This is a genomic window from Microaerobacter geothermalis (genome assembly GCF_021608135.1).
Taxonomy (GTDB): domain Bacteria; phylum Bacillota; class Bacilli; order DSM-22679; family DSM-22679; genus Microaerobacter; species Microaerobacter geothermalis.
Genome location: NZ_JAKIHL010000025.1, coordinates 23,137 through 48,716 on the forward strand (window position 1 = coordinate 23,137; position 25,580 = coordinate 48,716).

General features: G+C 40.7%; 33 protein-coding genes. 5 read left to right on the forward strand and 28 right to left on the reverse strand.

Going from position 1 to position 25,580, the window contains the following annotated elements; genetic code table 11:
* Positions 1–32: 32 nt before the first annotated feature.
* The 4 genes from L1765_RS10210 to L1765_RS10225 all read right to left on the reverse strand — a co-directional run bounded on the left by L1765_RS10210 (position 33) and on the right by L1765_RS10225 (position 1,274).
* Complete coding sequence (locus tag L1765_RS10210) at positions 33–419, reverse strand: hypothetical protein (RefSeq protein ID WP_236406914.1); 387 nt, start codon at positions 417–419, stop codon at positions 33–35.
* Between the two features lie 87 nt (positions 420–506).
* Positions 507–773, reverse strand: a complete 267-nt coding sequence (locus tag L1765_RS10215; protein ID WP_236406916.1) for a DUF771 domain-containing protein — start codon at positions 771–773, stop codon at positions 507–509.
* A gap of 68 nt (positions 774–841) precedes the next feature.
* Complete coding sequence (locus L1765_RS10220) at positions 842–1,012, reverse strand: hypothetical protein (RefSeq protein WP_236406919.1); 171 nt, start codon at positions 1,010–1,012, stop codon at positions 842–844.
* A gap of 13 nt (positions 1,013–1,025) precedes the next feature.
* Complete coding sequence (locus tag L1765_RS10225) at positions 1,026–1,274, reverse strand: helix-turn-helix domain-containing protein (protein WP_236406921.1); 249 nt, start codon at positions 1,272–1,274, stop codon at positions 1,026–1,028.
* Positions 1,275–1,426: 152 nt separating this feature from the next.
* On the opposite strand from L1765_RS10225, the gene L1765_RS10230 reads away from it, so the two are divergent.
* The 5 genes from L1765_RS10230 to L1765_RS10250 all read left to right on the forward strand — a co-directional run bounded on the left by L1765_RS10230 (position 1,427) and on the right by L1765_RS10250 (position 4,986).
* Positions 1,427–1,777 (forward strand): helix-turn-helix domain-containing protein, encoded by a 351-nt coding sequence (locus L1765_RS10230; protein ID WP_236406924.1) that lies wholly within the window; start codon positions 1,427–1,429, stop codon positions 1,775–1,777.
* 164 nt (positions 1,778–1,941) lie between these two features.
* Entirely contained in the window at positions 1,942–2,544 is a 603-nt protein-coding gene (locus L1765_RS10235; protein WP_236406926.1) for an ImmA/IrrE family metallo-endopeptidase, read from the forward strand.
* The gene (locus tag L1765_RS10240; RefSeq protein WP_236406929.1) at positions 2,541–2,912 is read left to right on the forward strand and encodes a hypothetical protein; all 372 of its coding nucleotides are present in this window, start codon (positions 2,541–2,543) and stop codon (positions 2,910–2,912) included. Before L1765_RS10235 ends, L1765_RS10240 begins: the two co-directional genes overlap by 4 nt.
* Entirely contained in the window at positions 2,909–4,531 is a 1,623-nt protein-coding gene (locus L1765_RS10245) for a recombinase family protein (protein ID WP_236406931.1), read from the forward strand. Before L1765_RS10240 ends, L1765_RS10245 begins: the two co-directional genes overlap by 4 nt.
* A gap of 62 nt (positions 4,532–4,593) precedes the next feature.
* Positions 4,594–4,986, forward strand: a complete 393-nt coding sequence (locus L1765_RS10250; protein ID WP_236406933.1) for a magnesium chelatase subunit ChlI family protein — start codon at positions 4,594–4,596, stop codon at positions 4,984–4,986.
* Positions 4,987–5,019: 33 nt separating this feature from the next.
* Here the strand turns inward: L1765_RS10250 and L1765_RS10255 are convergent, their stop codons facing one another.
* The 24 genes from L1765_RS10255 to fabG all read right to left on the reverse strand — a co-directional run bounded on the left by L1765_RS10255 (position 5,020) and on the right by fabG (position 25,284).
* The gene (locus L1765_RS10255; protein ID WP_236406934.1) at positions 5,020–5,394 is read right to left on the reverse strand and encodes a YraN family protein; all 375 of its coding nucleotides are present in this window, start codon (positions 5,392–5,394) and stop codon (positions 5,020–5,022) included.
* Positions 5,384–5,662 (reverse strand): EscU/YscU/HrcU family type III secretion system export apparatus switch protein, encoded by a 279-nt coding sequence (locus L1765_RS10260; RefSeq protein ID WP_236406936.1) that lies wholly within the window; start codon positions 5,660–5,662, stop codon positions 5,384–5,386. The genes L1765_RS10255 and L1765_RS10260 overlap by 11 nt, the downstream gene beginning before the upstream one ends.
* Positions 5,659–7,263 (reverse strand): hypothetical protein, encoded by a 1,605-nt coding sequence (locus tag L1765_RS10265; RefSeq protein ID WP_236406938.1) that lies wholly within the window; start codon positions 7,261–7,263, stop codon positions 5,659–5,661. The genes L1765_RS10260 and L1765_RS10265 overlap by 4 nt, the downstream gene beginning before the upstream one ends.
* A gap of 121 nt (positions 7,264–7,384) precedes the next feature.
* Positions 7,385–8,080 carry a ribonuclease HII gene (locus L1765_RS10270; RefSeq protein WP_236406941.1) on the reverse strand — a complete coding sequence of 232 codons (696 nt, stop codon included), beginning with the start codon at positions 8,078–8,080 and terminating at the stop codon, positions 7,385–7,387.
* Positions 8,073–8,951: a ribosome biogenesis GTPase YlqF gene (gene ylqF / locus L1765_RS10275; protein ID WP_236406943.1), complete on the reverse strand. Its 879-nt coding sequence runs from the start codon at positions 8,949–8,951 to the stop codon at positions 8,073–8,075. The genes L1765_RS10270 and ylqF overlap by 8 nt, the downstream gene beginning before the upstream one ends.
* A gap of 14 nt (positions 8,952–8,965) precedes the next feature.
* Positions 8,966–9,589, reverse strand: a complete 624-nt coding sequence (gene lepB, locus L1765_RS10280) for a signal peptidase I (protein WP_236406946.1) — start codon at positions 9,587–9,589, stop codon at positions 8,966–8,968.
* A 60-nt stretch (positions 9,590–9,649) separates the two neighbouring features.
* Positions 9,650–9,997 carry a 50S ribosomal protein L19 gene (gene rplS / locus L1765_RS10285; protein ID WP_236406949.1) on the reverse strand — a complete coding sequence of 116 codons (348 nt, stop codon included), beginning with the start codon at positions 9,995–9,997 and terminating at the stop codon, positions 9,650–9,652.
* Between the two features lie 250 nt (positions 9,998–10,247).
* Entirely contained in the window at positions 10,248–10,991 is a 744-nt protein-coding gene (gene trmD / locus L1765_RS10290; protein WP_236406951.1) for a tRNA (guanosine(37)-N1)-methyltransferase TrmD, read from the reverse strand.
* A gap of 19 nt (positions 10,992–11,010) precedes the next feature.
* The gene (rimM, locus tag L1765_RS10295; RefSeq protein ID WP_236406953.1) at positions 11,011–11,526 is read right to left on the reverse strand and encodes a ribosome maturation factor RimM; all 516 of its coding nucleotides are present in this window, start codon (positions 11,524–11,526) and stop codon (positions 11,011–11,013) included.
* A 132-nt stretch (positions 11,527–11,658) separates the two neighbouring features.
* Positions 11,659–11,886: a KH domain-containing protein gene (locus L1765_RS10300; protein WP_236406955.1), complete on the reverse strand. Its 228-nt coding sequence runs from the start codon at positions 11,884–11,886 to the stop codon at positions 11,659–11,661.
* 24 nt (positions 11,887–11,910) lie between these two features.
* A complete protein-coding gene (gene rpsP, locus L1765_RS10305) occupies positions 11,911–12,180 on the reverse strand; it encodes a 30S ribosomal protein S16 (RefSeq protein ID WP_236406956.1) in 270 nt (89 codons plus the stop codon).
* Between the two features lie 24 nt (positions 12,181–12,204).
* On the reverse strand, positions 12,205–13,554 hold the full coding sequence (gene ffh, locus L1765_RS10310; RefSeq protein WP_236406958.1) for a signal recognition particle protein: 1,350 nt from the start codon (positions 13,552–13,554) through the stop codon (positions 12,205–12,207).
* Positions 13,555–13,567: 13 nt separating this feature from the next.
* Positions 13,568–13,900: a putative DNA-binding protein gene (locus L1765_RS10315; RefSeq protein WP_236406960.1), complete on the reverse strand. Its 333-nt coding sequence runs from the start codon at positions 13,898–13,900 to the stop codon at positions 13,568–13,570.
* A gap of 85 nt (positions 13,901–13,985) precedes the next feature.
* Positions 13,986–14,945, reverse strand: coding sequence for a signal recognition particle-docking protein FtsY (gene ftsY / locus L1765_RS10320; protein WP_236406961.1), 960 nt, complete (start codon positions 14,943–14,945; stop codon positions 13,986–13,988).
* A 64-nt stretch (positions 14,946–15,009) separates the two neighbouring features.
* Positions 15,010–18,576 (reverse strand): chromosome segregation protein SMC, encoded by a 3,567-nt coding sequence (gene smc, locus L1765_RS10325; protein ID WP_236406963.1) that lies wholly within the window; start codon positions 18,574–18,576, stop codon positions 15,010–15,012.
* Positions 18,577–18,645: 69 nt separating this feature from the next.
* Positions 18,646–18,819 carry a hypothetical protein gene (locus L1765_RS10330; RefSeq protein WP_236406966.1) on the reverse strand — a complete coding sequence of 58 codons (174 nt, stop codon included), beginning with the start codon at positions 18,817–18,819 and terminating at the stop codon, positions 18,646–18,648.
* 31 nt (positions 18,820–18,850) lie between these two features.
* Positions 18,851–19,354 carry an NUDIX hydrolase gene (locus L1765_RS10335; RefSeq protein ID WP_236406969.1) on the reverse strand — a complete coding sequence of 168 codons (504 nt, stop codon included), beginning with the start codon at positions 19,352–19,354 and terminating at the stop codon, positions 18,851–18,853.
* A 38-nt stretch (positions 19,355–19,392) separates the two neighbouring features.
* A complete protein-coding gene (locus L1765_RS10340) occupies positions 19,393–20,145 on the reverse strand; it encodes a (S)-benzoin forming benzil reductase (protein WP_236406972.1) in 753 nt (250 codons plus the stop codon).
* Positions 20,146–20,359: 214 nt separating this feature from the next.
* Entirely contained in the window at positions 20,360–21,169 is an 810-nt protein-coding gene (locus tag L1765_RS10345) for an ABC transporter permease (protein WP_236406973.1), read from the reverse strand.
* Complete coding sequence (locus tag L1765_RS10350) at positions 21,166–21,810, reverse strand: ABC transporter ATP-binding protein (protein WP_236406986.1); 645 nt, start codon at positions 21,808–21,810, stop codon at positions 21,166–21,168. The genes L1765_RS10345 and L1765_RS10350 overlap by 4 nt, the downstream gene beginning before the upstream one ends.
* A 242-nt stretch (positions 21,811–22,052) precedes the next feature.
* Positions 22,053–22,760, reverse strand: coding sequence for a ribonuclease III (rnc, locus tag L1765_RS10355; RefSeq protein WP_236406976.1), 708 nt, complete (start codon positions 22,758–22,760; stop codon positions 22,053–22,055).
* A gap of 133 nt (positions 22,761–22,893) precedes the next feature.
* Positions 22,894–24,135, reverse strand: coding sequence for a beta-ketoacyl-ACP synthase II (gene fabF, locus L1765_RS10360; protein WP_236406978.1), 1,242 nt, complete (start codon positions 24,133–24,135; stop codon positions 22,894–22,896).
* Positions 24,136–24,239: 104 nt separating this feature from the next.
* Entirely contained in the window at positions 24,240–24,473 is a 234-nt protein-coding gene (acpP, locus tag L1765_RS10365; RefSeq protein ID WP_236406980.1) for an acyl carrier protein, read from the reverse strand.
* Positions 24,474–24,543: 70 nt separating this feature from the next.
* Complete coding sequence (fabG, locus tag L1765_RS10370; protein WP_236406982.1) at positions 24,544–25,284, reverse strand: 3-oxoacyl-[acyl-carrier-protein] reductase; 741 nt, start codon at positions 25,282–25,284, stop codon at positions 24,544–24,546.
* Positions 25,285–25,580: the final 296 nt, after the last annotated feature.

Below are 25,580 nucleotides of genomic sequence, written 5' to 3' on the forward strand. Positions count from 1 at the left end.
TTCCTGCTAAAGAAGCTCTGGGCTGGAAACTGCTAAAATGATTGATCTAACATCGTTTCCAGCACTTTACGAATGGATCTTTCAAAATATTGTTTTGCCTCACTTCTTTGAAAGCCCGTATGCTCTTCTATCTCCTTAAAATTAAGCCTGTTCTGGTACCGCAACAGAAAAATTTCTTTCTCTATCGGCGATAACCGTTCAAGCCACCAAGCTTCTGGCTCTTCCCCTATTCTCATTCCAAGTTTGATATAGCTCTCCCGGCACAAGTTGATATATGTTCGGATTCTTTGATTTCTGAGTCGTTTTAATAGAGAGTTAGGATTTATTTTGTTTGCCAAAATACTTTCTTCTTCGATCATTGTTTGAAGCTGCCGTATATATGCCCGATAACTTGCATGTATCTCCAGCCATTTGGGCATTGCCTAATCGCTCCTTATTAACTAAATTTTCATCCTAATCGGCGCACGAGACCCCGATTCAAGGTGGGGGTTATTGACACGGTTTTATCAACGAGGGCGATGACTCAACCATTGCAATAGAAATTCTTTTGTTTCCTGAGCGGGAAAATACCACTTGTTCCCTACTTTGTACTTTGGGAATCTCGGGTCGAAGAAGAATTCTTTCTGTATCGTGTTCCAGCTCATACAGGTGCGGCGTTTTAATTCTGCAGCATCCCAAAACACCAATTCTGAATCGACTTCTTTGATTTTTTCCTTGAGTTTTTCTAAGTATAGTTGGCGAACCTCTTGCTGGTTAATTTGAATGTCAAGCATTATTCTCCACCTCCAAAAAAATTAAAGTATCAAAAAGGAATTAAGAGGAAAATATAGAATACAAATGATTACCCTGTTAATTTTTCTTTTATTGAATTTGTTTCTTCAGTTGTTGGCTTATCGCTTGAAGGATTGTACTCATGCAGTATCCGAAGAGCATTTACCATTTTTTCCATGTCAGGCTTATAAACAGCTCGGAAAACTATATTTTTTAGGTTTCTTAGTTGATGGTTTCTCACTTTGTAACACCCCCTAAGCTGATGTGGCGGTTTGCTCACTATTACCCGCGTTAACTTCGCGTATCGCATAGCGACTGGGTAAAAAAATTTCATCTTTTTTCTTGTTGTATAAATTAGCGATTTTTTCTGCGCGTTCTGCGCTGACTTGACGCTGACCGTTCTCGATTTGCGACAGATACCCTGCCGGGATGCCAAGCTTGCGTGCCGCTTCTTCGATGCTTAATCCTGTTGCAATACGGGCCTGTTTTGGTAAACTATTCATTTAATCACCTCCATACTTTTCGATATGCGTTGTTCTGACATTAATATACTATTCATTTTGCAAAGTGTCAATGCATTATGCAAAGTTTTTTTAATTTAACTTTTACTTTCGCATAGTGCAAAGTATAATGATGTGTAGAGGAGGTATTTAAGATGCGGATGTTCGGAAAAAGATTGCGCGAACTTAGAAAAAGAGAAGGACTAACCATGAAACAGTTAGGTGAAAAAATCAATCTAGCTGAATCAACCATTTCCGGTTATGAAAACGGAAATCGAAAACCGGATATGGATATAGTTGAACGGTTCGCAGATTTTTTCGGTGAATCCGTTGATTACCTTCTTGGTCGCATAGATAGTCAAAGAACTGAACACACTGAGGGGCTTGCGTTTTATGGTGGAGGAGAAAATTTAACTGAAGAAGAATTGGAGTATTTAAAAGAAAGCCTGGAATTATTCAGAAAGATGAAAGCCAGAAGCAAAGCCAAAGATAAAGCAGAAAAATAAAATGCAGCAAAAAAACGACACTAATTTAGGTTATAGTGTCGTTTTCTTTTTACAGACTGTTGTCGAAAAATGACGATTTATGACAATTATTGTTATATATATTGTAAAATTCGATTCCGAAATATAAAATAGAACATATATTCCTATTTTTACGGAGGTTTGCCATGGATTTTTCTCTATATAAAATGTCACCTTTGGAAGAGTGGATCTATCAAAAATATATGGAAAACGGGATTCAATATGCTTCAGACTTAGAATTAGACCGTATCTCATATATTTTTAATGCTGAAGTTATATGCACTAAAGCTCCGTCCCATGTTCAATGGGATGATGAGTATTGTTTAATATTTATTAATGATGCCTTAGACGAACCAAATAAAAGAGCAGTTTTTTTTCACGAACTTTGCCATCCCGTACTGCATCATGGGAATCAACGATTTATGCCCAGTGCTTTTCGAGAACTACAGGAAATACAGGCCAGCCACTTTCAGCTATATTCTGCAATGCCAATTTACATGTTAAAGCAGTTTCAGAATTTGTCGGCTCCTGCTATTGCTGAGGAGTTTAATTTACCCTTATCATTAGTACAAACAAGGCTTCAGCAAATACATGAGCGTATTCAGCATGAAAAATCCAACCGACAATTCATCGCTAAAATCAAATATTACAATAAAGAAACAAATTCTAAAAATTGGTCACCAGAAACAAAGAGGATTTTGGACAAGCTTTATAAGCAAATATTGAAGAAAGGAGCGGCAAATCAATGAAATACAAAGTTTATTACGATTATCATGAAGGTGAATTAGTACCCATATGGTTTGTAATTAGCTTAGATGGAATTTATTGGTCTGATGATTATCTCTATGTCCCTATTGAGGCTCCTTTTGAATCTTTTCCAGTTGATGAGTTCGATGAAAATATCATGAGCTTCTCTATCTTGATGTCCGACTTAACACGGGTTTACGATAAAACTAATGAGTTTGGTATTTATTTGCCCTATGTAAAGCAACGGGTTTTAGAATACGGTATTGATGTGACGGAGATTGAACAATTTATCATCCAGGTTGCTGATGTTGAGGATGTTCTTCAAATGAGTATTATTCGTGATTTCATACGGAGAGGTGAACAAACATGAGAGTAGCAGTTTATGCAAGGGTGTCATCAGAGGATCAAGCGGAGCGAAAAACAATAGAAAACCAGTTGGAATTTGCCCGCAAATACTGCGACTTGCATGAGTTCGTTCCGGTCGAGTGGTATAAAGACGATGGGGTAACCGGCACTATCCCACTAGAGATGCGTGAGGAAGGTAAACGGATACTTGAAGATGCTAAAGCAAAGCGTTTTGATGTACTTCTGATTTATCGTCTCGACCGATTAGGCCGGTCTGCACGGATTATCTTAAATGCAGTTTACGAGTTGGAACAGTATGGTGTGAAAATCCGTTCCATGACCGAACCATTCGACACCGGCGACCCTAATGGCCGATTTTTACTTACCATTTTAGCCGGAGTTGCCGATTTAGAGAGAGAAACTATCCTGGAACGGATGTGGTATGGAGCCAATAGAGCTGCTAGAGAAGGGAAATGGCTGGGCGGCATAGTGCCCTATGGGTACAGGATCAATGAAGAAGGATATCTGGAGATAAATGAAGATCATCTTCCTGGTATGGATATGAGTGAGGCTGATGTGATCAGATTAATATATCGCCTTATTGCAAATCAAGGTTATAGTACGATAAAAATAGCCGACTATCTTAATGCTTTAGGTGTCCCCCCCTCCTATACCAAAGATGGACGTCAGCTAAAAAGAGGAAAGCGGAAAGAAAATACCGCTGGTATCTGGAGACCTGGGCGAATTAGAAATATGATCATAAATACTACATACAAAGGTATCCATTACTATGGAAAAAGAACCAATAAAAAGCGCGAGCTGATACCACGTGAAGTCCCTGCAATTGTTTCTGAAGAAATTTGGGATAAAGCGCAACAAACTTTAAAAGAGAATCAGCTTGAAGCAACTAGAAATGCAAAAACACATTTTTTGTTACGGGGTCTAATCAAATGCGGATGTTGCGGGCTTAGTTATCACGGCAGATCTTACCCTGATAGAAACAATAAGCGAAAAGAATATTATGTTTGTGGGGGAAAAACGTCTTATAGAGGTCCTTTATATGGCAAATGTCGATCAAAAAATGTACCAAAGGCATGGATCGAAGACTATGTATGGAATGACATTTTAAACTTTGTTAATCATCCAGGAGAATCTATAAAAGAACTTGCAGCAACGATAAACAAAAGAGAATCCCAACGTGAAAACCTAGAAAGTGAAAAAGAGATGATTTCTAAAGCGATCATGGATAAAGAATCTGAAAAGCAATCGATACTTGATCTGTTCAGAAGAAAAATTATAACCAGTAAGGACGTTGAGGAGCAAATCCAAAAGATCACTCAGGAAAAACTAGCACTCCAACAAAGAATTTCAGCATTGGAACGTCAGATTTTAGAAGAAACAAGTTTAGAGCAACAATTTCAATCAGTAGAAGAGCTTTTAAAAGAGATTCGTTTGAAAATCAAGGACACCCCACCATTCGAAGTGAAAAGGGAAATTGTAAGAAGTCTTGTTAAACAGATTACAATAAAAACCGACATCGATAAAGATGGTCGTTCTTCCTCTACAGTTATAGCTGAGTATAATTTTTCAACAGTTGTTACCCACACGGATGTCCTTGCGGATACAGCTTTGAGTCAACCGTAGAACAACCGTGTACCTGTACGATTACTCAAATCCAAAAGTACAGAAATAAATTATCCGGTCCGATGTTGGATCGTATGGATATTCAACTGGAAATGCTAAGGGTACCGGTAGATTCATTTTGGAATACTTCCCATCAGGAAGAAAGTTCCGAAACCATTCGCAACCGGGTGTTGGGAGCAAGGGAAAGGCAAAATTATCGGTTTTCAAAAGAAAATATCGAATGGAATGGGGACATGGATGCCACTCAGGTAAAAAAATATGCCATTTTAACGAAAGAAGCCAATTCTTTTCTTAAAGAAGTATATAAAAAGCTGTCCTTAAGCGGAAGGGGATTGCACCGAATCATAAAACTGGCCAGAACCATCGCTGACTTAGCTCAAAAAGAAAAAATAGAAACAGAACATGTAGCTGAAGCTGTCCAGTATCGGGAACTGGACAGAAAGTTAAGGGTGTAATCTTTCATCAACAACGCATTCTGGGATAGATCATTACAAAGCATTCCGTATATGAACCACCTCAGGGATCATCTCAGGGGATTCATTAGAACGGGGAATAAAAATGGAGATCACATCAAATCGATAATGAACATGGTGCTGGAAATTCTGTGATAAAAAATATTGTCCAAGCTGAACTAATTTCCGTCTCTTAGCATAGGTGATGGATTCAAGTCCGGAACCGAAAGAGAGTGTTGACTTCGTCCTTACTTCCACAAAGATCAGTTCCTTTCCTTCTTTAGCAATAATGTCCAGTTCACCAAGGGGACAGCGGTAGTTTCTTTGAATAATTTTATATCCTTTTTTCAAAAGATATTGAACCGCCAATTCTTCTCCCAAGGCTCCCAGCTTTTTACGATCATGATACATCTCCCCGACACCCTTTATCCAATTGGTAAACAAACACCAAAATTTCTGCTACCACTTGATATAATTCAGGAGGGATTTCCTGATGAATATCAAGTTGGGACAACAATTCAACCAATGAGGAATCTTCCAGGATGGGAATTTGATGCTCTTTTGCCTTTTCAATGATGTTTTCTGCCACTCTTCCCTTCCCCTTGGCGATTACCTTTGGAGCCATATCCTTTTCCTGTTGATATGAAAGGGCTACCGATCTGATTTCATGTTGTTTCATATGCGAATATCCACTCCCCTGTATCTCCTTTGATAGGTCTTCATCTCTTTTTTTTCCTCCACTTTTTCTTCAGGAAAGCTGGACACCTTCATACTAGATAATCGATAGTTATATTTTTCCAGATTAATTGACAAAATCCCTTGAAAAAATTTTGCTACCTTAGTAACCATTGGGTGATTGGTATGAAGCTGAATTGAGATGAGTCGATTGAGAATATTTACGTCAAGTAATGTATCACCCAACTGATCCAATTGAAGAAAGAAAAGTATTCTGCAATTATCCGAGTCTATATGTTTGCCAACCGATGACTTTTTAAATTCCATTTGCAAATACAACGTTCGGTATTCTCCAGAAGCAGTGGAGAAAGGAATCTGAAACAAGTAGTTCACAAAGGGGTGATTTTGGTCATTCCTGGAAAGAATCTGTTGTCCATTTAAATTTTGAATCAATTTCACAGCGGCATCTTTTAGTTGCGTTGTCTCCCGGGGTTGTAATGTCTCGTGAATATCCGCCCGCTCCAGCACAGAAAAAAGTCGCAGAAGTTCTCCTTTTAATGTCTCAGGCACTTGAACAGCGTCAGGCTGGAAGAGAATCTGCTTTACATGTGACTCATAGGCTAAACCAAGTTTACGAATCATTTGTGGTAAAAAGGATTCTGACGGTTTAATCGCTTCAATTGCTGAATGGTTGTTATCCTGATCCATCCTTGGAAACCCTTTTATCAATTCTAACACCCTAATGAGCTGTTGAATCAGTTTATTCACTCCATCATTCACAGGTTTCTTCCCTCTTAGCTGGACGATCGCCTGTTCGATAAATTGAGACTGTTCAGAAAATGGAAATTGTTGGGATTGAACTTGTGACAGATTAGAAACTTGCGCCTGTTGCGGTTCAGCTTGTGACCGATTCATAACTTGTATCTGCTGAGATTGAGAGCTTGACTGATCAGCCGCTTGTTGAGATGGAATTTCTAAAACTTTAATGGCATTCATCAATTTATCAATTAAGCTTCCAATAGACGGACCGTTAATAATCATCTGAACGCTTTTTAGGGTTTCTTCAGTTAATGGAAGGTTTTTGTCCAAAATGATTTGTGCACTTTTATACCAGCTCTCTCTTAACGCTGCAGAAGAGAGCGGTTCCTTGCTTTCTGAAGCGATTTGGAAGGCATTCCGGAAAAACAGAATCATTTCTTTGGTTAATGGAAGACGGTTTTTTACAACATACTGAACAATTTCTTCACTATTTTTCGTTGGGGTTATTCCCAGGGAATCCAACAATTCACTCACTTTTATATGATTGGGTGAAGCATCATTTCCCATTTGATTCCCTGTGCGGTTTTGCCTTCCCGAAACCACCTTTAACGCAATGGGGTTGGACTGCGGTAGAACTTGCAGCCATGTTTCCTCATGGACAGACAGAGGGGTCTCCAATTTAGCCATGACCTGGGTCCCGCCAATACGAACCAATGCCATTTGGTCAGGGAACAGCTTTAACACTTTTCCTTTAAATATCTGTCCCGGTTTTATTTCAATGGCAGGCGATGGAGAAGAAAACATCATCCCTTGTAAAAGAGGTAACAAAAAGGGAGAAATGCTCATAAGACCACCCTCTTTCTTTTAAAAAGCATATTATATAAGCCTTTTCAACGATGTTGCTGTAAGAAAAAATTTGACTTATCGGTGAGCGATTTGATGTAAAAAAACTTCTTGAGATTGTTTTCTACAACTCTGCAAGAAGTTCCTTTATTGGCTTAAAACTTTTTCTATGGATCGGTGAAGGGCCATATTTATGTATTAGTCTGAGATGATCCGATGTTCCGTATCCTTTATGTTGATCAAATCCATATTGAGGATACAAGCTAGCATATTCAATCATGATTTGATCCCTGGTGGTTTTTGCCATAATTGATGCGGCAGCAATGGAGAAGCTTAATGAATCTCCCTTAATGATAGTCGTTTGATCTATCATTTTCATTTGAGAAGTTCTCAGTTCAGGTATTTTTACGCCATCTACCAAACAGTGTTCAGGTTTAACTTCAAGTGAAAGAACAGCCCTTCTCATGGCTTCATAGGTAGCCTGCAAAATATTATGTTCATCAATATATTCCACACCTACAATCCCAAGTCCAATGGCCAAAGCATTTTCCTGAATATATACGGCCAATTCCTTTCGTTTTCTTTCTGAAAGTTGCTTAGAATCCTTAATTTCACGGGGATCAAATCCAGGCGGTAAGATGACCGCTGAAGCAACCACAGGACCGGCCAGAGGACCCCTGCCTGCCTCATCAACGCCGGCGATCAACCGGATTCCCTGATTCCATAAGATCTTCTCATACTCCCACATCTTTTCCAACCGTTCTTTTTCTTCCAATTTCTTTTTTTGTTGAAATAAATGACCAGAATTCTTATTAATCATTCACTTCTACCTCTTCCAATGGTTGTGGGGGGAACTCAAGAGAAATCCTTCCCAGCTTACCGGAACGAAGTTCTCTTAAAACCAACTCAGAGGCCTTCTCAAAATCAATGATCCCCCCCGGCATCAAACACCCTCTGTTTTTTCCAATCTGTTCCAATACTTCTGCCGGATCATCGGACAAAGCATGAAGTCGATATCGTTTCATTAAATGATTAGGGTAATGTTTCATTAAGAACCTGCAAATATAGATAGCCACATCTTGATAATCAAGGATCTCGTCTTTTATGGCTCCACTTGCTGCCAAACGGTAACCCACTTCCTGGTCTTCAAACTTGGGCCAGAGAATACCAGGCGTATCCAGGAGTTCCATTGACTTTCCCACCTTTACCCATTGCTGACCCTTGGTCACTGCAGGTCTGTCACCGGTCTGGGCTACATTTCTCTTTGAAAGACGATTAATTAATGAAGATTTCCCCACATTGGGAATCCCTAATATCATGGTCCTTACCGCTCTGGGTTTCATCCCCTTCTCGCTGCGTTTAGCCATGATAGGCTGAGCCAAGCCTGAACAAAGAGCGGGAATTTTTGAAACGCCCTTGCCTGATAATGAATCAATCGGCAAGGCCATGAAACCTAGCCTTTTGGAAAAAAAATGCACCCATTCGTCTGTTACTTTCTTATCTGACAGGTCACTTTTATTTAACAAGATCAAACGGGGTTTATTTTTTATAATATCATCGATCATAGGATTCCGGCTTGATAGCGGAAGACGGGCATCCAGTAATTCAATCACGACATCGATGAGTCCTAACTTTTCAGTAATCTGTCTTCGTGCTTTAGCCATATGGCCAGGAAACCACTGAATCGACATAACATCTCCTCCAATTAATCAGTTTTGGGAATGGAGTTGAGGAATGTAAATTGTTCGATTGGCCAAAAAACGATATCTGCACGGCCTACCACCCTTTCCTTGGGAATAGGACCAATCATCCGACTATCCTTACTGTTTCGCCGATTATCTCCCATCACAAAAATACTTCCTTCCGGAACGAAAACGGGTCCAAAATCACCAGTCAGAGGGAATCCGTCTAATCGGGCTTGTTTTTTCTCAGGTTCTAAGTAGGGTTCATCCACTGGTTCGCCATTTACATACAGTTGGTCGTTTCTAACCTCTACTGTTTCTCCACCAAGGGCAATGACTCGTTTTATGTAATCCTTTTCAGGGGTTGCATGAAAAACAATAATATCCCCTTTTTTCGGTTCTCCAATAAGATAGATGAATTTATTGACAATTAATCGCTCTCTGTCCTTCAAAGTTGGCATCATCGATTCTCCATCGACGACAAAGGGAGCAAACAAAAAAGATCGAATCAGGATTGCGAGAACGACAGCAAAAGCCAATGCCTTCACCCATTCCCAGACTTCATTTTTAACTTTATTATTCCCTGCAACTTTAATTTCTTTTTTCTCTTCATTTTCATGATTATTTGCGGAAGTATAATCGTTCATAAACTTTCCTCCCAATGATATATGCAAAAAGGGACTTGTCTCCAAGCCCCCAATTGTTTCTTATCGACGCACTTCTTTAATACGCGCAGCCTTACCACGAAGATTCCGTAAATAGTACAGCTTCGCCCGGCGAACTTTCCCGTGTCGAACCACTTCAATTTTATCAATCTTGGGAGAGTGAAGTGGAAAAGTGCGCTCTACTCCCACACCGTAAGAGATCTTACGGACAATAAAAGTCTCGCTTAATCCGCTTCCTCTGCGACGAATCACCGTTCCTTCAAAAACCTGGATACGTTCGCGCTGTCCTTCAATAACCTTTACGTGAACACGAACAGTATCTCCAGGACGAAAGTCAGGAATATCCTTCTTTAACTGTTCCTGTCCAATTTGACGAATAATTTCTTGCATGAAGTTCCCTCCTTCCACACAAACGTTCATACCAATACGGATGCCAGAGATCAGAAGCCAAAGGTCAGCACAGGATATAAAATACTTCATCCTGACATATTTCCGGTTACATCGCCCTGATACACTGACTTCAGGTAAGGTAGAGGACCGTCGTTTTCACAGGCGAAATGCCACAAAAAGAATTCTATCATACATAATGGGTAAACTCAATATTTTTGGAAGCTTTTATTTGTATCGCATTTTTATCAGCTTATCTCTCGTTCTCCTCGTTTATAACTTCCTCTAAAAGTCTTGTCATTTCAGGGTCTAAATCTGCTTTTTGCAATAAATCAGGTCTTCTATGTAATGTTCGCCTTAAGGATTCCTTTTTTCTCCATCTATCAATTAACCCATGGTTGCCTGAGATCAGCACTTTCGGTACTACCCACCCTCTGAAATTATAGGGTCTGGTGTACTGGGGATACTCAAGGAATCCATGCTGAAAGGAATCGGTTAAAGCAGAATTTTCATTTCCCAGCACACCAGGTACTAGCCGAACGAGGCTGTCTATCACAACCATTGCGGGCAACTCTCCTCCAGTAAGGACATAATCTCCTATGGAGATTTCGTCGGTGACGAGATGCTGTCGTATCCGCTCATCATATCCCTCGTAATGTCCGCAGATAAAAATAAGATGCTTTTCTTTCGAAAGAATTTCCGCCTTTTTCTGAGAAAACATCTCTCCCTGGGGACACATCAAAATAACCCTGGGAGACGAAGTGGCATCCTCCAAAAGATGTTCAACTGCCCGAAAAATGGGATCAGGTTTTAATACCATTCCTCCCCCACCGCCATATGGGTAATCATCTACCGTTCTATGTTTATTCTCTGAAAAATCGCGGAAATTAGTAATGCGAAAAGAAACCAATCCCTTTTCCTCAGCCTTACCCAAGATGCTGGAACTCAATACACCAGCAAACATTTCGGGAAATAATGTCAGAATATCAATCTTCACAGTTTTCCACTCCAATAGATTAAATCAATCCTGGGATCAAATAAACTTTAATGACTTTCCGTTCCAAATCAACGTTCTTCACCACGTCATCGATATAGGGGATAAGGATATCTTTTCCCTTTTCCGGTTTGACAACCCAAACGTCGTTTGCCCCAGGAGTCAAAATTTCCTTCACCTGACCAAGATAAGCACCATCTGTGGTAAATACTTTGCAACCAATAATATCTTGAAAATAGTACTCACCTTCAGGCAATGGCTCTCTGTCTTCTTCAGATACTTTTAGAACGCCTCCTTTGAACCTTTCTACATCATTGATCGAGTTCAACTCTTTAAATTTGATAATATGGAACTGCTTATGTTCTCGATGGGAACTGACTTGAAGGGGAATAATTTCCTCTTTATCAGAAAATGTTAAAAAAAGGGTCTGCCCCTTTTTAAAACGCTTTTCAGGAAAATCTGTGGAGGATATGACCCTGACTTCTCCTTTGATCCCATGGGTGTTCACAACTTTTCCCACATTGTACATTTTTGACATCCTTAATCACTTCCCAAGTTGGTCTGTCGTTAAATGGATGACTCCTTACGTGTAATCAGATTTTCACTTATGTCGTTTAATTATACGATAGAGAGTAGATATGAGGGAAAAAGGTTGAGGAAATCCCCAACCTTAGCTAATTTCAACAATGACTTTTTTGTTTTCTTTTGCTGCTGCAGCACTGACAACGGTGCGGATCGCTTTTGCAATTCTCCCCTGTTTTCCGATCACCTTTCCCATGTCATCGGAATTTACGGAAAGTTCATAGACGATATAGCGATCCTTTTCTATTTCCTGTACACGAACATCCTCAGGGTGATCGACTAAAGATTTTGCAATCACTTCAACCAATTCTTTCATGGTATGGCCTCCTTTTAACGGGCACTATTTCTGCTTAGATTCGTGTACTTTTTTTAGTATACCAACTTGTCTAAACAAGCTGCGAACGGTATCGGAAGGCTGCGCACCATTTTGAATCCACTGAATGGCTTTTTCCTCATCGATGTGAACTTCTGCAGGTTGAGCTACCGGATTATAAGTTCCGATTTCATCGATGAAACGCCCATCCCTTGGAGAACGGGAATCAGCAACAACTACACGATAAAATGGATTTTTATGAGCTCCCATACGCTTTAAACGAATTTTTACTGCCATGTTGTATTCACCTCCTAACAAAATTTACGGCAAAAAGGGAAATTTAAACCCCTTTTTCTTTTTCTTTCCTTTTTGCGCCATTTGACCAAACTGCTTCATCATTTTTCGCATATCTTCAAATTGCTTCAAGAGACGATTCACATCTTGGATCGATGTTCCGCTCCCCTTCGCAATGCGGCGCCTTCTACTGGAATTAATGATTTCAGGCTTTTGCTTCTCTTCCTTGGTCATAGAACGGATGATTCCCTCTATTCTGGCAAGCTGTTTCTCATCAACCTGCATATCCTTTAAACCCTTTACCTTGTTCATACCGGGCATCATACCGAGCAGTTCATCCAGCGGTCCCATCTTTTTGACCTGTTCCATTTGATTTAAAAAATCTTCGAAAGTAAACTCGGCTTTGCGGATTTTGCGCTCCAATTCTTTTGCTTTTTCTGCGTCAATGTTGGCTTGGGCCTTCTCAATGAGGGTGAGGACATCACCCATCCCCAAAATCCGGGAAGCCATTCGATCGGGATAAAAGGGCTCCAGTGCATCCAGCTTTTCTCCCATTCCGGCAAATTTTATGGGAGTTCCTGTTACAGCTTTCACAGACAGTGCCGCTCCGCCACGGGTATCACCATCCAACTTCGTTAAAATCACTCCGGTGATTTCCAATTGATTGTTAAAGCTTTCTGCCACATTAACGGCATCCTGACCGGTCATGGCATCCACAACCAGCAGAATTTCGTCCGGTTTGGTTACTTCTTTAATCTGCTTCAATTCATCCATTAACGCTTCGTCTATATGAAGGCGGCCGGCGGTATCGATTAAGACGTAATCCAAATGTTGTGCCTTAGCATATTCAATGGCTCCCCTGGCTATATCCACAGGGCTTGTCTTATCACCCATGGTAAATACGGGTGCTTTTATTTGCTCCCCAAGGACTTGAAGCTGCTTTATGGCCGCGGGGCGATAAATGTCTCCTGCTACCAATAACGGATGGCGGTTTTGTTTCTGAAGATATTTAGCTAATTTTCCGGTAGTTGTGGTTTTCCCTGCACCCTGCAGCCCGACCATCATGACCACGGTAGGGGGCTTTGAAGAAAGGGCAATCTTGCTTTGTGTCCCTCCCATCAGCTGAGTCAATTCATCATTTACCACTTTAATAACTTGCTGTCCCGGGGTTAAACTCTTAAGGACTTCCTTTCCAATTGCCTTTTCCTTTACCTTATTCACAAAATCCTTTACTACTTTAAAATTAACGTCTGCTTCCAATAGGGCAAGGCGAACTTCCCTCATGGCTTCATTAACATCTGATTCGGACACTTTTCCTTTTCCACGAAGCTTATTAAAGGTTTCCTGCAGTCGACTTGATAATCCTTCAAAAGCCATTCTTGTTCACCCCCTACTCTAATTCCTTCAACTGGCTAAGCCATTCCATAGCGGGATTTTTTTCCCTAATATGTTTTGTCAAATATTGCTGCAACTGCTTTAGAATTTCTTGTCTTTTCTGCCCTTTAGCGAAAAGCTTCAGCTTATCCTCATATTCTTCAAGGACATGTTCCGCTTTCTTAATATGCTCATAAACTCCCTGACGGGTAATTTCAAATTCCTCGGCGATTTCACCTAAAGAATAATTGTCATGATAATACAATTCCAGAAAAAGCTTCTGCTTTTCAGTGAGAAGAGGGTGATAGTAATCATATAACAGATTGATTCGATTGGTTTTTTCCAGCATGGATATCACCCACTAAATAGGTGTAAAGGTAAATCACTTTACAGGAACATATATTATCTGATACGCAAGACATTGTCAAGTTGTTTTATTTTTGCTCTTGTTTCTGTTCCAGCAAATCTCCAAAAATAGCAAGTACAAATTGTTCAGGATCAAAGGGCTGAAGATCATCCATTTTCTCACCAAGCCCAACAAATTTAACCGGTATATTTAGTTCATTGCGGATGGCAATAACAATCCCGCCCTTTGCCGTACCATCCAGTTTTGTCAATATAATTCCTGTTAAACCGGCAGCTTCACTGAAAGCCTTTGCCTGGGAAAGGGCATTTTGTCCAGTGGTTGCATCCAAAACAAGCAAAACCTCATGGGGCCCGTCGGGAACCTCCCGTTTTATCACCCGATAAACCTTATTCAATTCTTCCATCAAATTCACTTTGTTTTGCAGACGACCGGCTGTATCACAAAGAAGAATATCGGCGTTTCTCGATTTGGCTGCCTGGATGGAATCGTAGACGACCGCTGCCGGATCAGCCCCTGACTGATGTCGAATCACATCAACTCCCACTCGGTTTCCCCATATCTCCAACTGTTCAATGGCGCCAGCTCTAAAAGTGTCCCCAGCGGCCAATAAAACTTTCTTTCCCTGCTGCTTAAACATATGGGCCATCTTGCCGATAGTGGTTGTTTTCCCAACACCATTTACTCCGACGAACATGATGAGCGTTAAACCGTTTGGATTGATATTGAGACTCAAATCCTCATCTTCTTTTTTTAGCAGCTGAATAATTTTCTCAGAAAGAATTGGTCTTAACTCAGAAGCATCCTCTAGTTTACGAGCCTTCACTTCCTGTCGAAGCTCGTCCACCAATTCCATGACAGTTTTTACCCCAACATCAGAGGCAATCAGAATTTCTTCCAATTCTTCATAAAATTCTTCATCAATTTTCTTGTAGCGGAAAACCAACTCCTCCACTTTTTCAACCAGTGCATTTCTTGTTTTGCTTAGTCCTTCTTTAAATTTTGAGGTGATTTTTTTGAAAAAACTCATTTCCATTCCTCCATCATAGGCTTTTAGGTATGATTAGGTTTACGTCATAAGTGTAAGCATTTTTTTATGCAGAGATAATTCTTTCCTTTTCCTCCAATTTAACCGATACCAGGGATGAAACACCGGACTCCTGCATGGTGACGCCATATAAAACATCCGCTTCCTCCATGGTCCCCTTTCGATGAGTAACAACAATAAATTGGGTTTGTCCGCTAAATTCCCTTAAATATTCAGCAAAACGGCTGACATTGGCTTCATCCAGGGCAGCTTCCACTTCATCCAATACACAAAAAGGAACGGGCTTCACCTTCAGGATGGCAAACAACAACGCAATTGCGGTTAACGCCCTCTCTCCACCTGACAGAAGGGCCAAGTTCTGAAGCTTCTTACCTGGAGGTTGGGCAACAATATCAATCCCGGTTTCCAATAAATTGTCGGGGTCAGATAGTAACAAATCCGCCGTACCGCCTCCAAAAAGCTGGGCAAAAACCTGTTGAAACTGCTCTTTGATCAGATAAAAGGTCTCCATAAACCTTTTTGACATTTCTTCATCTATTTCTCGAAGAACCTGATACAGCATTTTCTTCGCTTCCAATAGATCGTCCCTCTGGGTGGTAAGAAATTGATATCTTTCGCTTACCCTTTCAAATTCCTCAATGGCTCCCAAATTCACCTCTCCCAATTGCTGCAGTTCATATTTTAATTGAGATACCTTTTTTTTGGTCAATGCGACATCTTCAACTTTTGGGTATCTATTCTTAGCCATCTCATAAGTTAATCCATATTCTTCACGAAGGTTTTCCAATAGATTATCCAATTCCACTTCATATCGATTCGCTTTTACTTCGCTATCGTGAAGTTTTTCTTCTATTTTGCGCAATTCTCTTCTACAGCTCTTGACTTCCCCTTCTTCTCCGTCAATCTGACGCAGAATCGTAGTACGGGTTTGCTTTTGCTGATTTAATTCCTGTTCTATGTTCATTTTATGTTCTCTATCCTGCTTCAAATGGGTCTTTAATTCTTCAATCTGCTTTTCATGTTCCAAAATGGACCGTTTATATTTCTCGCTTACTTCCTTTGCTTCTCTCATTTCAGTTAAAATATGTTCCTTCTCCTGAAGCAAACGAGCATAATCGCTATCCAGCTGTTCCTTTACTTTAGCTGTTTCGGCATACTTAATTTTCAGATCGGTTATTTTTTCTTTTTTCTCCTCCAGTATGCCCTCAGACTCTTTCCGCTTTTCTTCCAGCATCTCGATATTTTTTTTAATTTGAACTTCTTCTTCTACTTTTTCCTGCAGTTGCCCTTCCAGTTGTTCTTTTCTTTTCAAAAGGTCATCCTTTTCCATGTGGAAGCCGTCAATCTCCATATGAAGAAGTTGAATCCGCTCTTGTACATTTTTAATGGAAATTTCAACTTCCCTTTGTTTGGAGATCTCATCCCTTTCCTTCATTCGCAGGGACTCACCTTCCGAGCGCAATTCTTCTTGCTGCTTTTCTTTTTCGGAAAGGAGTTGGGATAACTGCAGGATTGCATGGCCTAATTCTATTTCTTCTTCTTCGAGACCCTTCAACTCTGCCTGGATCTGTTCAATTTCCCTTTTTCTTCCCAATAGATTGACCGATTTTTGTTTGGAAAAACCTCCGGTCATGGAACCACCAGGATTGACTACATCTCCATCCAAAGTCACGATACGGAAACGATAACCGGTTTTCCAGGCCAACCTGTTCGCATCTTCCAAGGTTTTCGTAACCAGAACTAACCCAAGTAAATGGGTGATCACATCGTGATAGATTTCTTTATATTTGATCAAGTGGCTGGCTATGCCTACAAATCCGGGCTCGTCCTTCAATTTCCTGTATTGTTCCTGAGGCATTTCTCTCCCTTTCATTACATCCATGGGCAAAAAGGTAGCCCGTCCGAACTGATTCTTCTTTAGAAAGGATATGGCCTCTCTTCCTGCCGCCTCATCGATTACGACAATATGTTGAAGGGCTCCGCCAAGGGCAGTTTCTATCGCTGTTTCATAAGGTTTCGGCACATGAATCAGTTCGGCAATGGCGCCTTCAATACCACTCAGTGGATGATTCCGGGCTTTCAGTACTTCCTTGACTCCCTGGAAGAACCCGGAGAAATCTGCTTCCATCTCTTCCAATACTTCTTTCCGGGAACGAAGGGTATGAATCCGTTGCTGCACTCTCTTTAGTTCTGTTCTTTTTTCCTCCAGGGTCATGGTAATCTCTCTGGCGTGGGCAACAATCTTTTTGTATTGATCAATACACTGTTCCAACTGGGCTGAAAGGGCCTTGATCTGAAAGTCTACTTCCTTTGCCTGTTTCTCCAGGGAAGCTGCCTCTCCATTTAGATGATGGATATCCTGGCTAATTTTCTCTTCCTTTCTTTCGATTGAGGCAACCTGCTGCTCACAGTTGCGAATATCATTGCGGGTTGAGGCAATAGTATTCAAGCATTCGATGTAGTTGGTTTTTAATTCTTCCAATTCTCCCGTCAGGTTGCTTGTATAGGAATGAAGAAGTTCTTCTTCATGCTGCATTCGTTTATTTAACTGTTCCAGATCATCTTTAACTCTTTCGCTTGCATCCTGCGTCTCTTTTGTTTTCATCTCAGCAGCGGAAAGCTGATCGGTCAATCGTAAAATACGTTGGCTTACTTCCTCAATTTGTCGGGAATAATGCTTGATTCCCTCCTTAAATACTTCCTGCTGTCCTTCTTTTTTTTCTACCCATTGGCTGATTTCCAGCAATTTTTTTTGATTCTCTTCCACCTGATTTTCCAGCTTTTGCAATTCATGGCGAAGGGATTCCACATGAGCCTCTTTTTGCTGAAGTTGGGTGGATTTCAATATTTGTTCTTCCTGCAGAAGAGAAACAGCCTTTGTTGACTGTTCCAATTTTTGGTTGACATCTTCAATCATATAAACATAGAGGGAAATATCTTTTTCAGTCAGTTCCTTTTTTATGCTTTTATATGTTTGAGCTTCTTCTGCCTGAATCTGCAAGGGCTCTATCTGTTCCTCAAGGTCTGCGATAATATCCAGGATACGCAACAGATTTTGCTCCGTATCTTCCAGTTTTCGCAGGGCTTCTTTTTTCCGGGTTTTAAATTTTACAATCCCCGCCGCTTCTTCAAAAATTCCCCGGCGATCCTCAGATTTCGTGCTTAATATTTCTTCGATCCGTCCCTGTCCTATGATGGAATAGGCTTCTTTTCCCACTCCTGTATCCATAAACAGCTCGGTGATATCCTTTAATCGACAGGTTTGGCGATTAATCATATATTCGCTTTCTCCAGAGCGATAAACCCTTCTGGTTACCGTCACTTCAGTGTAGTCCACATCCAAGGATTGATCGGTATTATCCAGAGTCAGGGATACTTCACAATAGTTCACCGGCTTCCGTTGCTCACTTCCGGCAAAAATAACGTCTTCCATTTTGGACCCGCGAAGGGATTTTGCACTTTGTTCTCCCAAAACCCAGCGAATGCCATCGGAGATATTGCTCTTGCCGCTGCCGTTGGGGCCTACCACAGCCGTGATCCCTGGAACAAACTCTAATTCTGTTCGATCTGCAAATGATTTAAAGCCAAATAACTCAATACGCTTGAGGTACAAGTTGAGGCCACCTCCTTAACACAATCCATTATAACTGAATCAACCTGATGATGGTAATCAAAAAAGAAGCTAAGCCAATAACTGCACCATTAGCTTCCTATGAGTTGCACCGATGATAAATAGAACAGCCCCAATAATTCCTTCCCGATCATACTTATTGATCCAGTCAGCAAACTCTTTAGCTGTTATATAGTGGTTATCCTCGCAGTTTGATCTTCCGTGTCTGATAAGTATAATTTCCAAGTTTGACTCCTCCGTGAAAATAAAGGATTCTCTATACTCTATTAATGTTTTTTCCGAACCACTGTATATTCCCACATCGTTCGCACATTAAGGTATCTGCAGACCTGTTAGCAAAATCAAGATTGAAAAAGGTTAGTAAAGCCGTGTTTAATTGGGCTTTTCCGAGTTTGAATCTATCATGATTACAATGTGGACAGACTACTTTAATGCCTTCAGCTTCATATTGTCCTGGCCCCAAGGACTCTTTTAGATTTTTGGAAAATAGCTTAAAAAATCTTTTAGTGTTTGACATACAACCATTCCTTATTTTATTGATTTCGTGATCCTTAGGAAAGAATTGACCTTTTTTTGTTTCCATACCACTCGTTGCTGATCCGCCAATAATCTCACACCGAATAAATATCTTATATACATGATAGGGCGACGGTAGATGGCTTTCTTGAACCATTAGTACTTTATTTTCGTTGGAAACTACACCTCTTACATCTATCTTTGTCGTTTGGTATCCTGTTTCATTGGCAAAGAGGTTTTTCATTTATAAACCTTTGAAGTCATACATATTCGAGAGTCTTTTTATTGTAGATCCCGTATATCAATGACTCCACCCTGTTCAAAATCCTCTTCTAAAAACCGAACAATTTTTTCAGCCACAAACTCAGGTGACATTAGCATCCCTTCTTCTTTGTAGGAAATAAAACGTTTTAGATCCACGAAATCTTCCTTATTTGATGCCCGAATATCTTTCTGCATATCCGTATCTACTATTCCAGGTGCAATCGACAAGATTTTTACCGGATAATCTTTATTTTGCTGTTCAACACCCACACATCGGGTAAACAAGTCTAATCCTGCCTTCGAAGTGCAGTAACAGCTCCAACCATAATATGGCTTTTTTCCGGCTCCAGATGAGATATTTATAACTCTCTTGTCTACTTTAAACCCTTCCGTATATCTAATAAACAAAGAAGTGAGCAGCATTGGTGCCAATAAGTTCACGTTTATATTATTGATAATTTCATCACTTTCACACTTCTCAAGCGGTTTTATAGGCTTAACAACCCCGGCATTATTCACTAAAGCAATAGAGTGAACCTTAGTATCATCCAGTTTTTGAAAAATATTGTTCATTACATTCTCTATATTTTCTAAGGAGCCGAGGTCAAACTCATAATAATCTAAGGAAACCTCGTTTTTATTGGCTTTAGTTATTAACTCCTCATTTTTCTTTCTGGAAATGCAAAACAAGTGATTTTCAGGAACCAGTAACTTTCTTGTTATAGCCTCTCCCAATCCTCTGGATGCACCTGTGATGATGATATGATTCATTTAATTCAACCTCCTGTTTTCCATCGTATCACGCACAACTTCACTTTCATTCGGAAAAAACTAAAACAATTACTGCTAGATAGCCATTAGTTCTTAGCTGATTACTAGGTATTTGCTATCTACCATTTCAATATCTGGGGATTCATTTTGAGAATGATCTTTAATATGATCACCGTATTGTGAAAGGAGCCTGCTTGGTTAATCGATATTGATTTTAATTTCTTTTATGATTACCAATAGATATCTTCATCTGACTGCGGGAATTAAAGAATGTTTTATAGCCAAACTGAACAAAAACAAGCACTGTCAAAGAAACGCTTCCGACGATCCCCAGCATCACTGCAATCTGATACTCAATCGCTACAATCGGCGAAGCACCACCAAGAATTTGACCGGTCATCATCCCCGGCAAAAAAACGATTCCCATTCCTACCATTGAATTAATCGTTGGCAGCATCGCAGCATCAAATGCTTGATTCACTATTTGTTTGGAAGCAGCCTTTGGTGTGGCTCCGAGCATCAAAGCAGACTCCACTAAATGTTTATTGGATGTCATCCCTTCCAGAAGGGTATTAACGCCAAGGGAGATACCCGTCATGGCATTGCCGATGATCATCCCGGCAATCGGGATGACATACCTGGGCTCGTACCAGGGAAACACTTGCAGAACGACAAGAATAAAATAAGTCAAACTGGCCAAGATGCCCGCTGCCATGGAGAGGGCAATGATTCTTTTTATCTCGACAGATAGCGGCGATTTGGTCCGTTTAAAAATATTATAGATTGCAAAGATGAGCATGATGGCGATAATAATTATGGTATAAAAGGGATGCCTTTGATCAAAAACATAGGCAAGGATATAACCTACGAGCACCAATTGAATCGTCATCCGAATGGAAGAAATCAAGATTTCCTTTTCCCTCTCAATTCCTTTGATCCGAACGATCACGATCAGCAACAGAATAAAAATATAAGCCGCAGCTAATTGCCAAAGTTGAAGATCGATACTTCCAACTCCGTTCATCCACTGCACCCCCTTATTCCCACAATCCTACCCTTGTGTATTTCGACGACATGATCAGCAAAAGATTGAACGACTGCCTTAGAATGGGTAACCATAACCATTGTTTTTTGCTGGGTCTTAACGTATCCCGCCAGTTGCTGCATCACAAAATTAGTAGTATCTTCATCCAATGCAGAAGAGGGTTCATCCAGCAACAGAACAAGGGGGGTCATCAGCAACACCCTAGCTAAGGCCAATCGCTGTTTTTCTCCTCCGGACAAAGAGTCCGCATCCTGGTCCAGTTCTTTATGAAGGCGAACTTTCTCCAAAACTTCCGATAATTGAACATCCTGAACCGACGGTTTCTCAGAAAATATTAGCCCAATCAGCAAATTATCCCTTACTGTTCCTTTAAATATAGCTGGGGTTTGCGGCAACATGACGACGCTCCGCCTTAGTTCAATCGGATCCCATTGAGATATGGGTATATTATCCACCCAAATCTCGCCTTCATCGCAGCTAATCAGATGATTCAACAGCTTTAACAGCGTTGTTTTTCCACTTCCGCTTTCCCCGACAATGCAGGTAATGCGGTGGGACGGAATAACCAGTTGATCGATATCCAGAATTCCCTTGACTTTTACATGATTTAATTTAAACATCGTTTCCATCTTCTCCAATTTTATTTGCCATTAAATTTTTCTGAACCTCGACTTTAAGAGATACAATTTCTCCACAATGTAAACAGACAGTCGATCAAAATTAGTGTAGAATTCCGTGCAATACTAACATTAGATAAATTTCCACAAAAATCCTTCTATAATATCCAAAATTTTCTTTGAACATTTTTTATTTTTTCTTCTAAGAACGTCATGACAATAGAGGGCACTAATACAGAAAGCCGCTACATTTTTTGTAACGGCTTCCTCAACGCATGCAGTTCATGAAGGGCCATTTCGGCGGCCTTTTGCTCGGCCTCCTTTTTAGAGCGTCCGACACCACGACCCAATGCTTTATCACTTAGCAGAACTTCCGCAACAAATTCCCGGTGGTGGGCAGGTCCCCTTTCCTGAATAATACGGTAATTCAGCTCTCCCAAACTGTCATGCTGAACATATTCCTGGAGCATGCTTTTGAAATCGGTTGGTTGAGTAAAATCCCCATGTTCAATTTTGGGGAAAACATATTTATCCAAAAACTGAAAAACACTTTCCAACCCTTGATCCAGATACAAGGCTCCGATAAATGCTTCAAAGACGTCAGCCAATAAAGCAGGTCGCTCACGTCCTCCGGTCAATTCTTCTCCTTTGCCCAACAATACAAGATCACCGAAGTGAAGTTGCTCGGCAAAGGAGACCAATGACGGTTCACATACGATAGCTGCCCGAAGCTTTGTCATTTCACCTTCACTCATCCTGGGATAATGGGAATAAAGGAACTGGGAGATTGTCAGTTCCAACACTGCATCTCCCAAAAATTCCAATCGTTCATTATCTTGCAATGATTTATGTCTGTGCTCATTAACATAAGATGAGTGAGTAAATGCCTGCCTCAACAATTTCTCATTGTAAAAAAATATCCCGATTTCTTGTTGAAATTCCGAAAAACCCACCAGTACTCACTCCTAAGTTTGATTAGAAAAACTTGGCTTATCGCCAAGTCCTTGATAGCGAAAGCCTTAGTTTTTCTTATACTTTATTCCTTTTAAGAAGTTAACCTTCTTAAATGTAAAAATGAATCCATCATTACTCCTCATACTTCTTTAATATAATCGTTGCATTATGACCGCCAAATCCAAAGGAGTTGGATAGAGCCACCCTAACATTACTTTTTCTTGCTTCATTTGGAACATAATCTAGATCACATTCCGGATCTGGTGTTTCATAATTAATCGTTGGCGGTATCACTTGATCCATCAGGGTCTTGGCACAAACAATAGCTTCAATTCCTCCAGTAGCGCCAAGCAGATGTCCGGTCATAGATTTTGTGGAACTAACCGCCAGCCTATAAGCATGGTCTCCAAATACCGTTTTGATCGCTAATGTCTCAAATTTATCGTTATACTCAGTGGAAGTTCCATGGGCATTAATATAATCAACATCCTCAGGATTCAATCCTGCATCCACGATGGCCTCTTTCATCGCACGGGCAGCACCCTCCCCTTCCGGGGCAGGGGCAGTTAAATGATACGCGTCACCGCTCATGCCATAGCCCACAACCTCGGCATAGATCTTGGCACCCCGTTTCTTAGCATGTTCCAAAGACTCAAGAATCAATACACCTGCCCCTTCACCCATTACAAATCCATCCCGATTCTTGTCAAAGGGACGGCTCGCTTTGGTTGGTTCATCGTTTCGGGTAGACATGGCCCTTGCCGCACAAAAACCAGCCAATGCCATGGGACGAATGGTGGCTTCAGAACCACCTGCAATCATCACGTCAGCCTGACCCCGCTGAATTATTTTAAAGGCATCTCCAACAGCATGGGTTCCTGTGGCACAGGCAGAAATTGGAGAACTGTTTGGTCCTTTTGCACCAAACATAATGGATACCTGCCCGGAAGCCATGTTGGCAATCATCATTGGTATAAAAAATGGACTGACTCTTCTCGGCCCCTTTTCCATCAGGATTTGATGTTGTTCTTCCCATGTACCAAGTCCACCGATTCCAGAACCGATATACACCCCGACTTTATCGGGATTCACCTCATCCATGGAAAGACGGGCATCCTCCATCGCCGTTTTCGTTGCAGCAACGGCAAATTGAGCAAAGCGATCCATCCTTCTGGCATCTTTCTTGTCCATGTAGTCTTCAGGATTAAAATCCTTGATTTCTGCTGCGATTTGGGTGGGATATTCACTTACATCAAAAGAAGTGATTCGGTCAATACCCGATTTGCCAGATAACAAGGAACCCCAGAATTCATCTAAGGTTTTCCCAAGGGAAGTCATCACACCCATTCCAGTAATGACAACTCGATTGGTCATAACATTCACCTCAAAAGGTTATTATTAAATCTATTTTAAGTCACTCACTAAAGTGAACGAGCAGATGAGGAGAGAAGTCCCGTAAATACGGGACTTGGCAAATTCTACTTTTGGGATTCTATGTACGCCACTACTTCTCCAACAGTAGAAATCTTCTCAGCTTCTTCGTCGGAAATTTCCAAATCAAACTCATCTTCCAATTCCATCACCAGTTCAACGACATCGAGAGAATCGGCTCCCAGATCATCCTTAAAGGAAGCTTCCATGGTGACCTCGGATTCTTCAACTCCTAGGCGATCTACGATGATTTTTTTTACTTTCTCAAAGGTATCTGCCATTACACCTTCACCTCCTCTCACGTATTATACGAAAACCTTAAAAGAAAAGCTACCTTAAAGAGGTTGAAATTCACATCACCATTCCGCCATCCACATGAAGGGTTTGCCCTGTTATGTAGTTGGACTTGTCTGAGCATAGAAATAACACCACTTGTGCAATATCATCCGGTTGCCCCAAACGGTTTAAGGGTATCTGGGACAGTAAATTCTTTCTTACTTCTTCGCCAAGCTTTGCTGTCATATCCGTTTCAATAAACCCTGGAGCCACTGCATTTACGGTGATATTGCGTGAAGCCAACTCCCTCGCCAAGGTTTTTGTTAATCCGATCACTCCTGCTTTAGCAGCCACATAATTGGCCTGTCCCGGATTTCCCAAGACTCCAACCACAGAGGAAATATTGATAATTTTGCCATATCGCTGCTTCATCATCGGTTTAGCTGCAGCTTTAGATGTAAGAAACACACCCTTCAGATTAGTATCCAGCACCTGATCCCACTCTTCTTCTTTCATTCTTATGAGCAGGTTGTCCCTGGTTATACCTGCATTATTCACTAAAATATCCAGGCGTCCAAAGGTTTGAACCGCTTGATCCACCATCTTCTGAACCTGATCAGAATCAGAGATATTGGCCTGAATCGAAATGGATTTTCTTCCCAAACTTTCAATTTCCTTTACTACTTCTTCTGCAGCCTGTTGATTTCCTGCATAATTGACAAGAACATTGGCACCTTCTTGGGCCAAAGCCAATGCAATGGCTCTTCCTATCCCACGGCTTCCTCCAGTCACTAAAGCCACTTTTCCCTGCAACAACATTACCCCTCCTTCAATATTTATCCGATAACCACGCCACTAAGACTCTCAATGAACTTAAACATCCATCCAAATATTTGGGAGATAATTGACACTAAACCCCTGAATAAGTTCAACTATGATCCAGTCCACGTGATGTTTGACAAGTTTACAATAAATTATTCAGAAACTATCCTGAAAATTAACTCGTTGCACGAACCAAAAAAAACAATACAAAACTAACCCTAGGCCTTACAAAATATGGTTAGGGTTGAAGAGCGATGATTCCTATCGTTTGTGTCAAGATGCTTCTGATT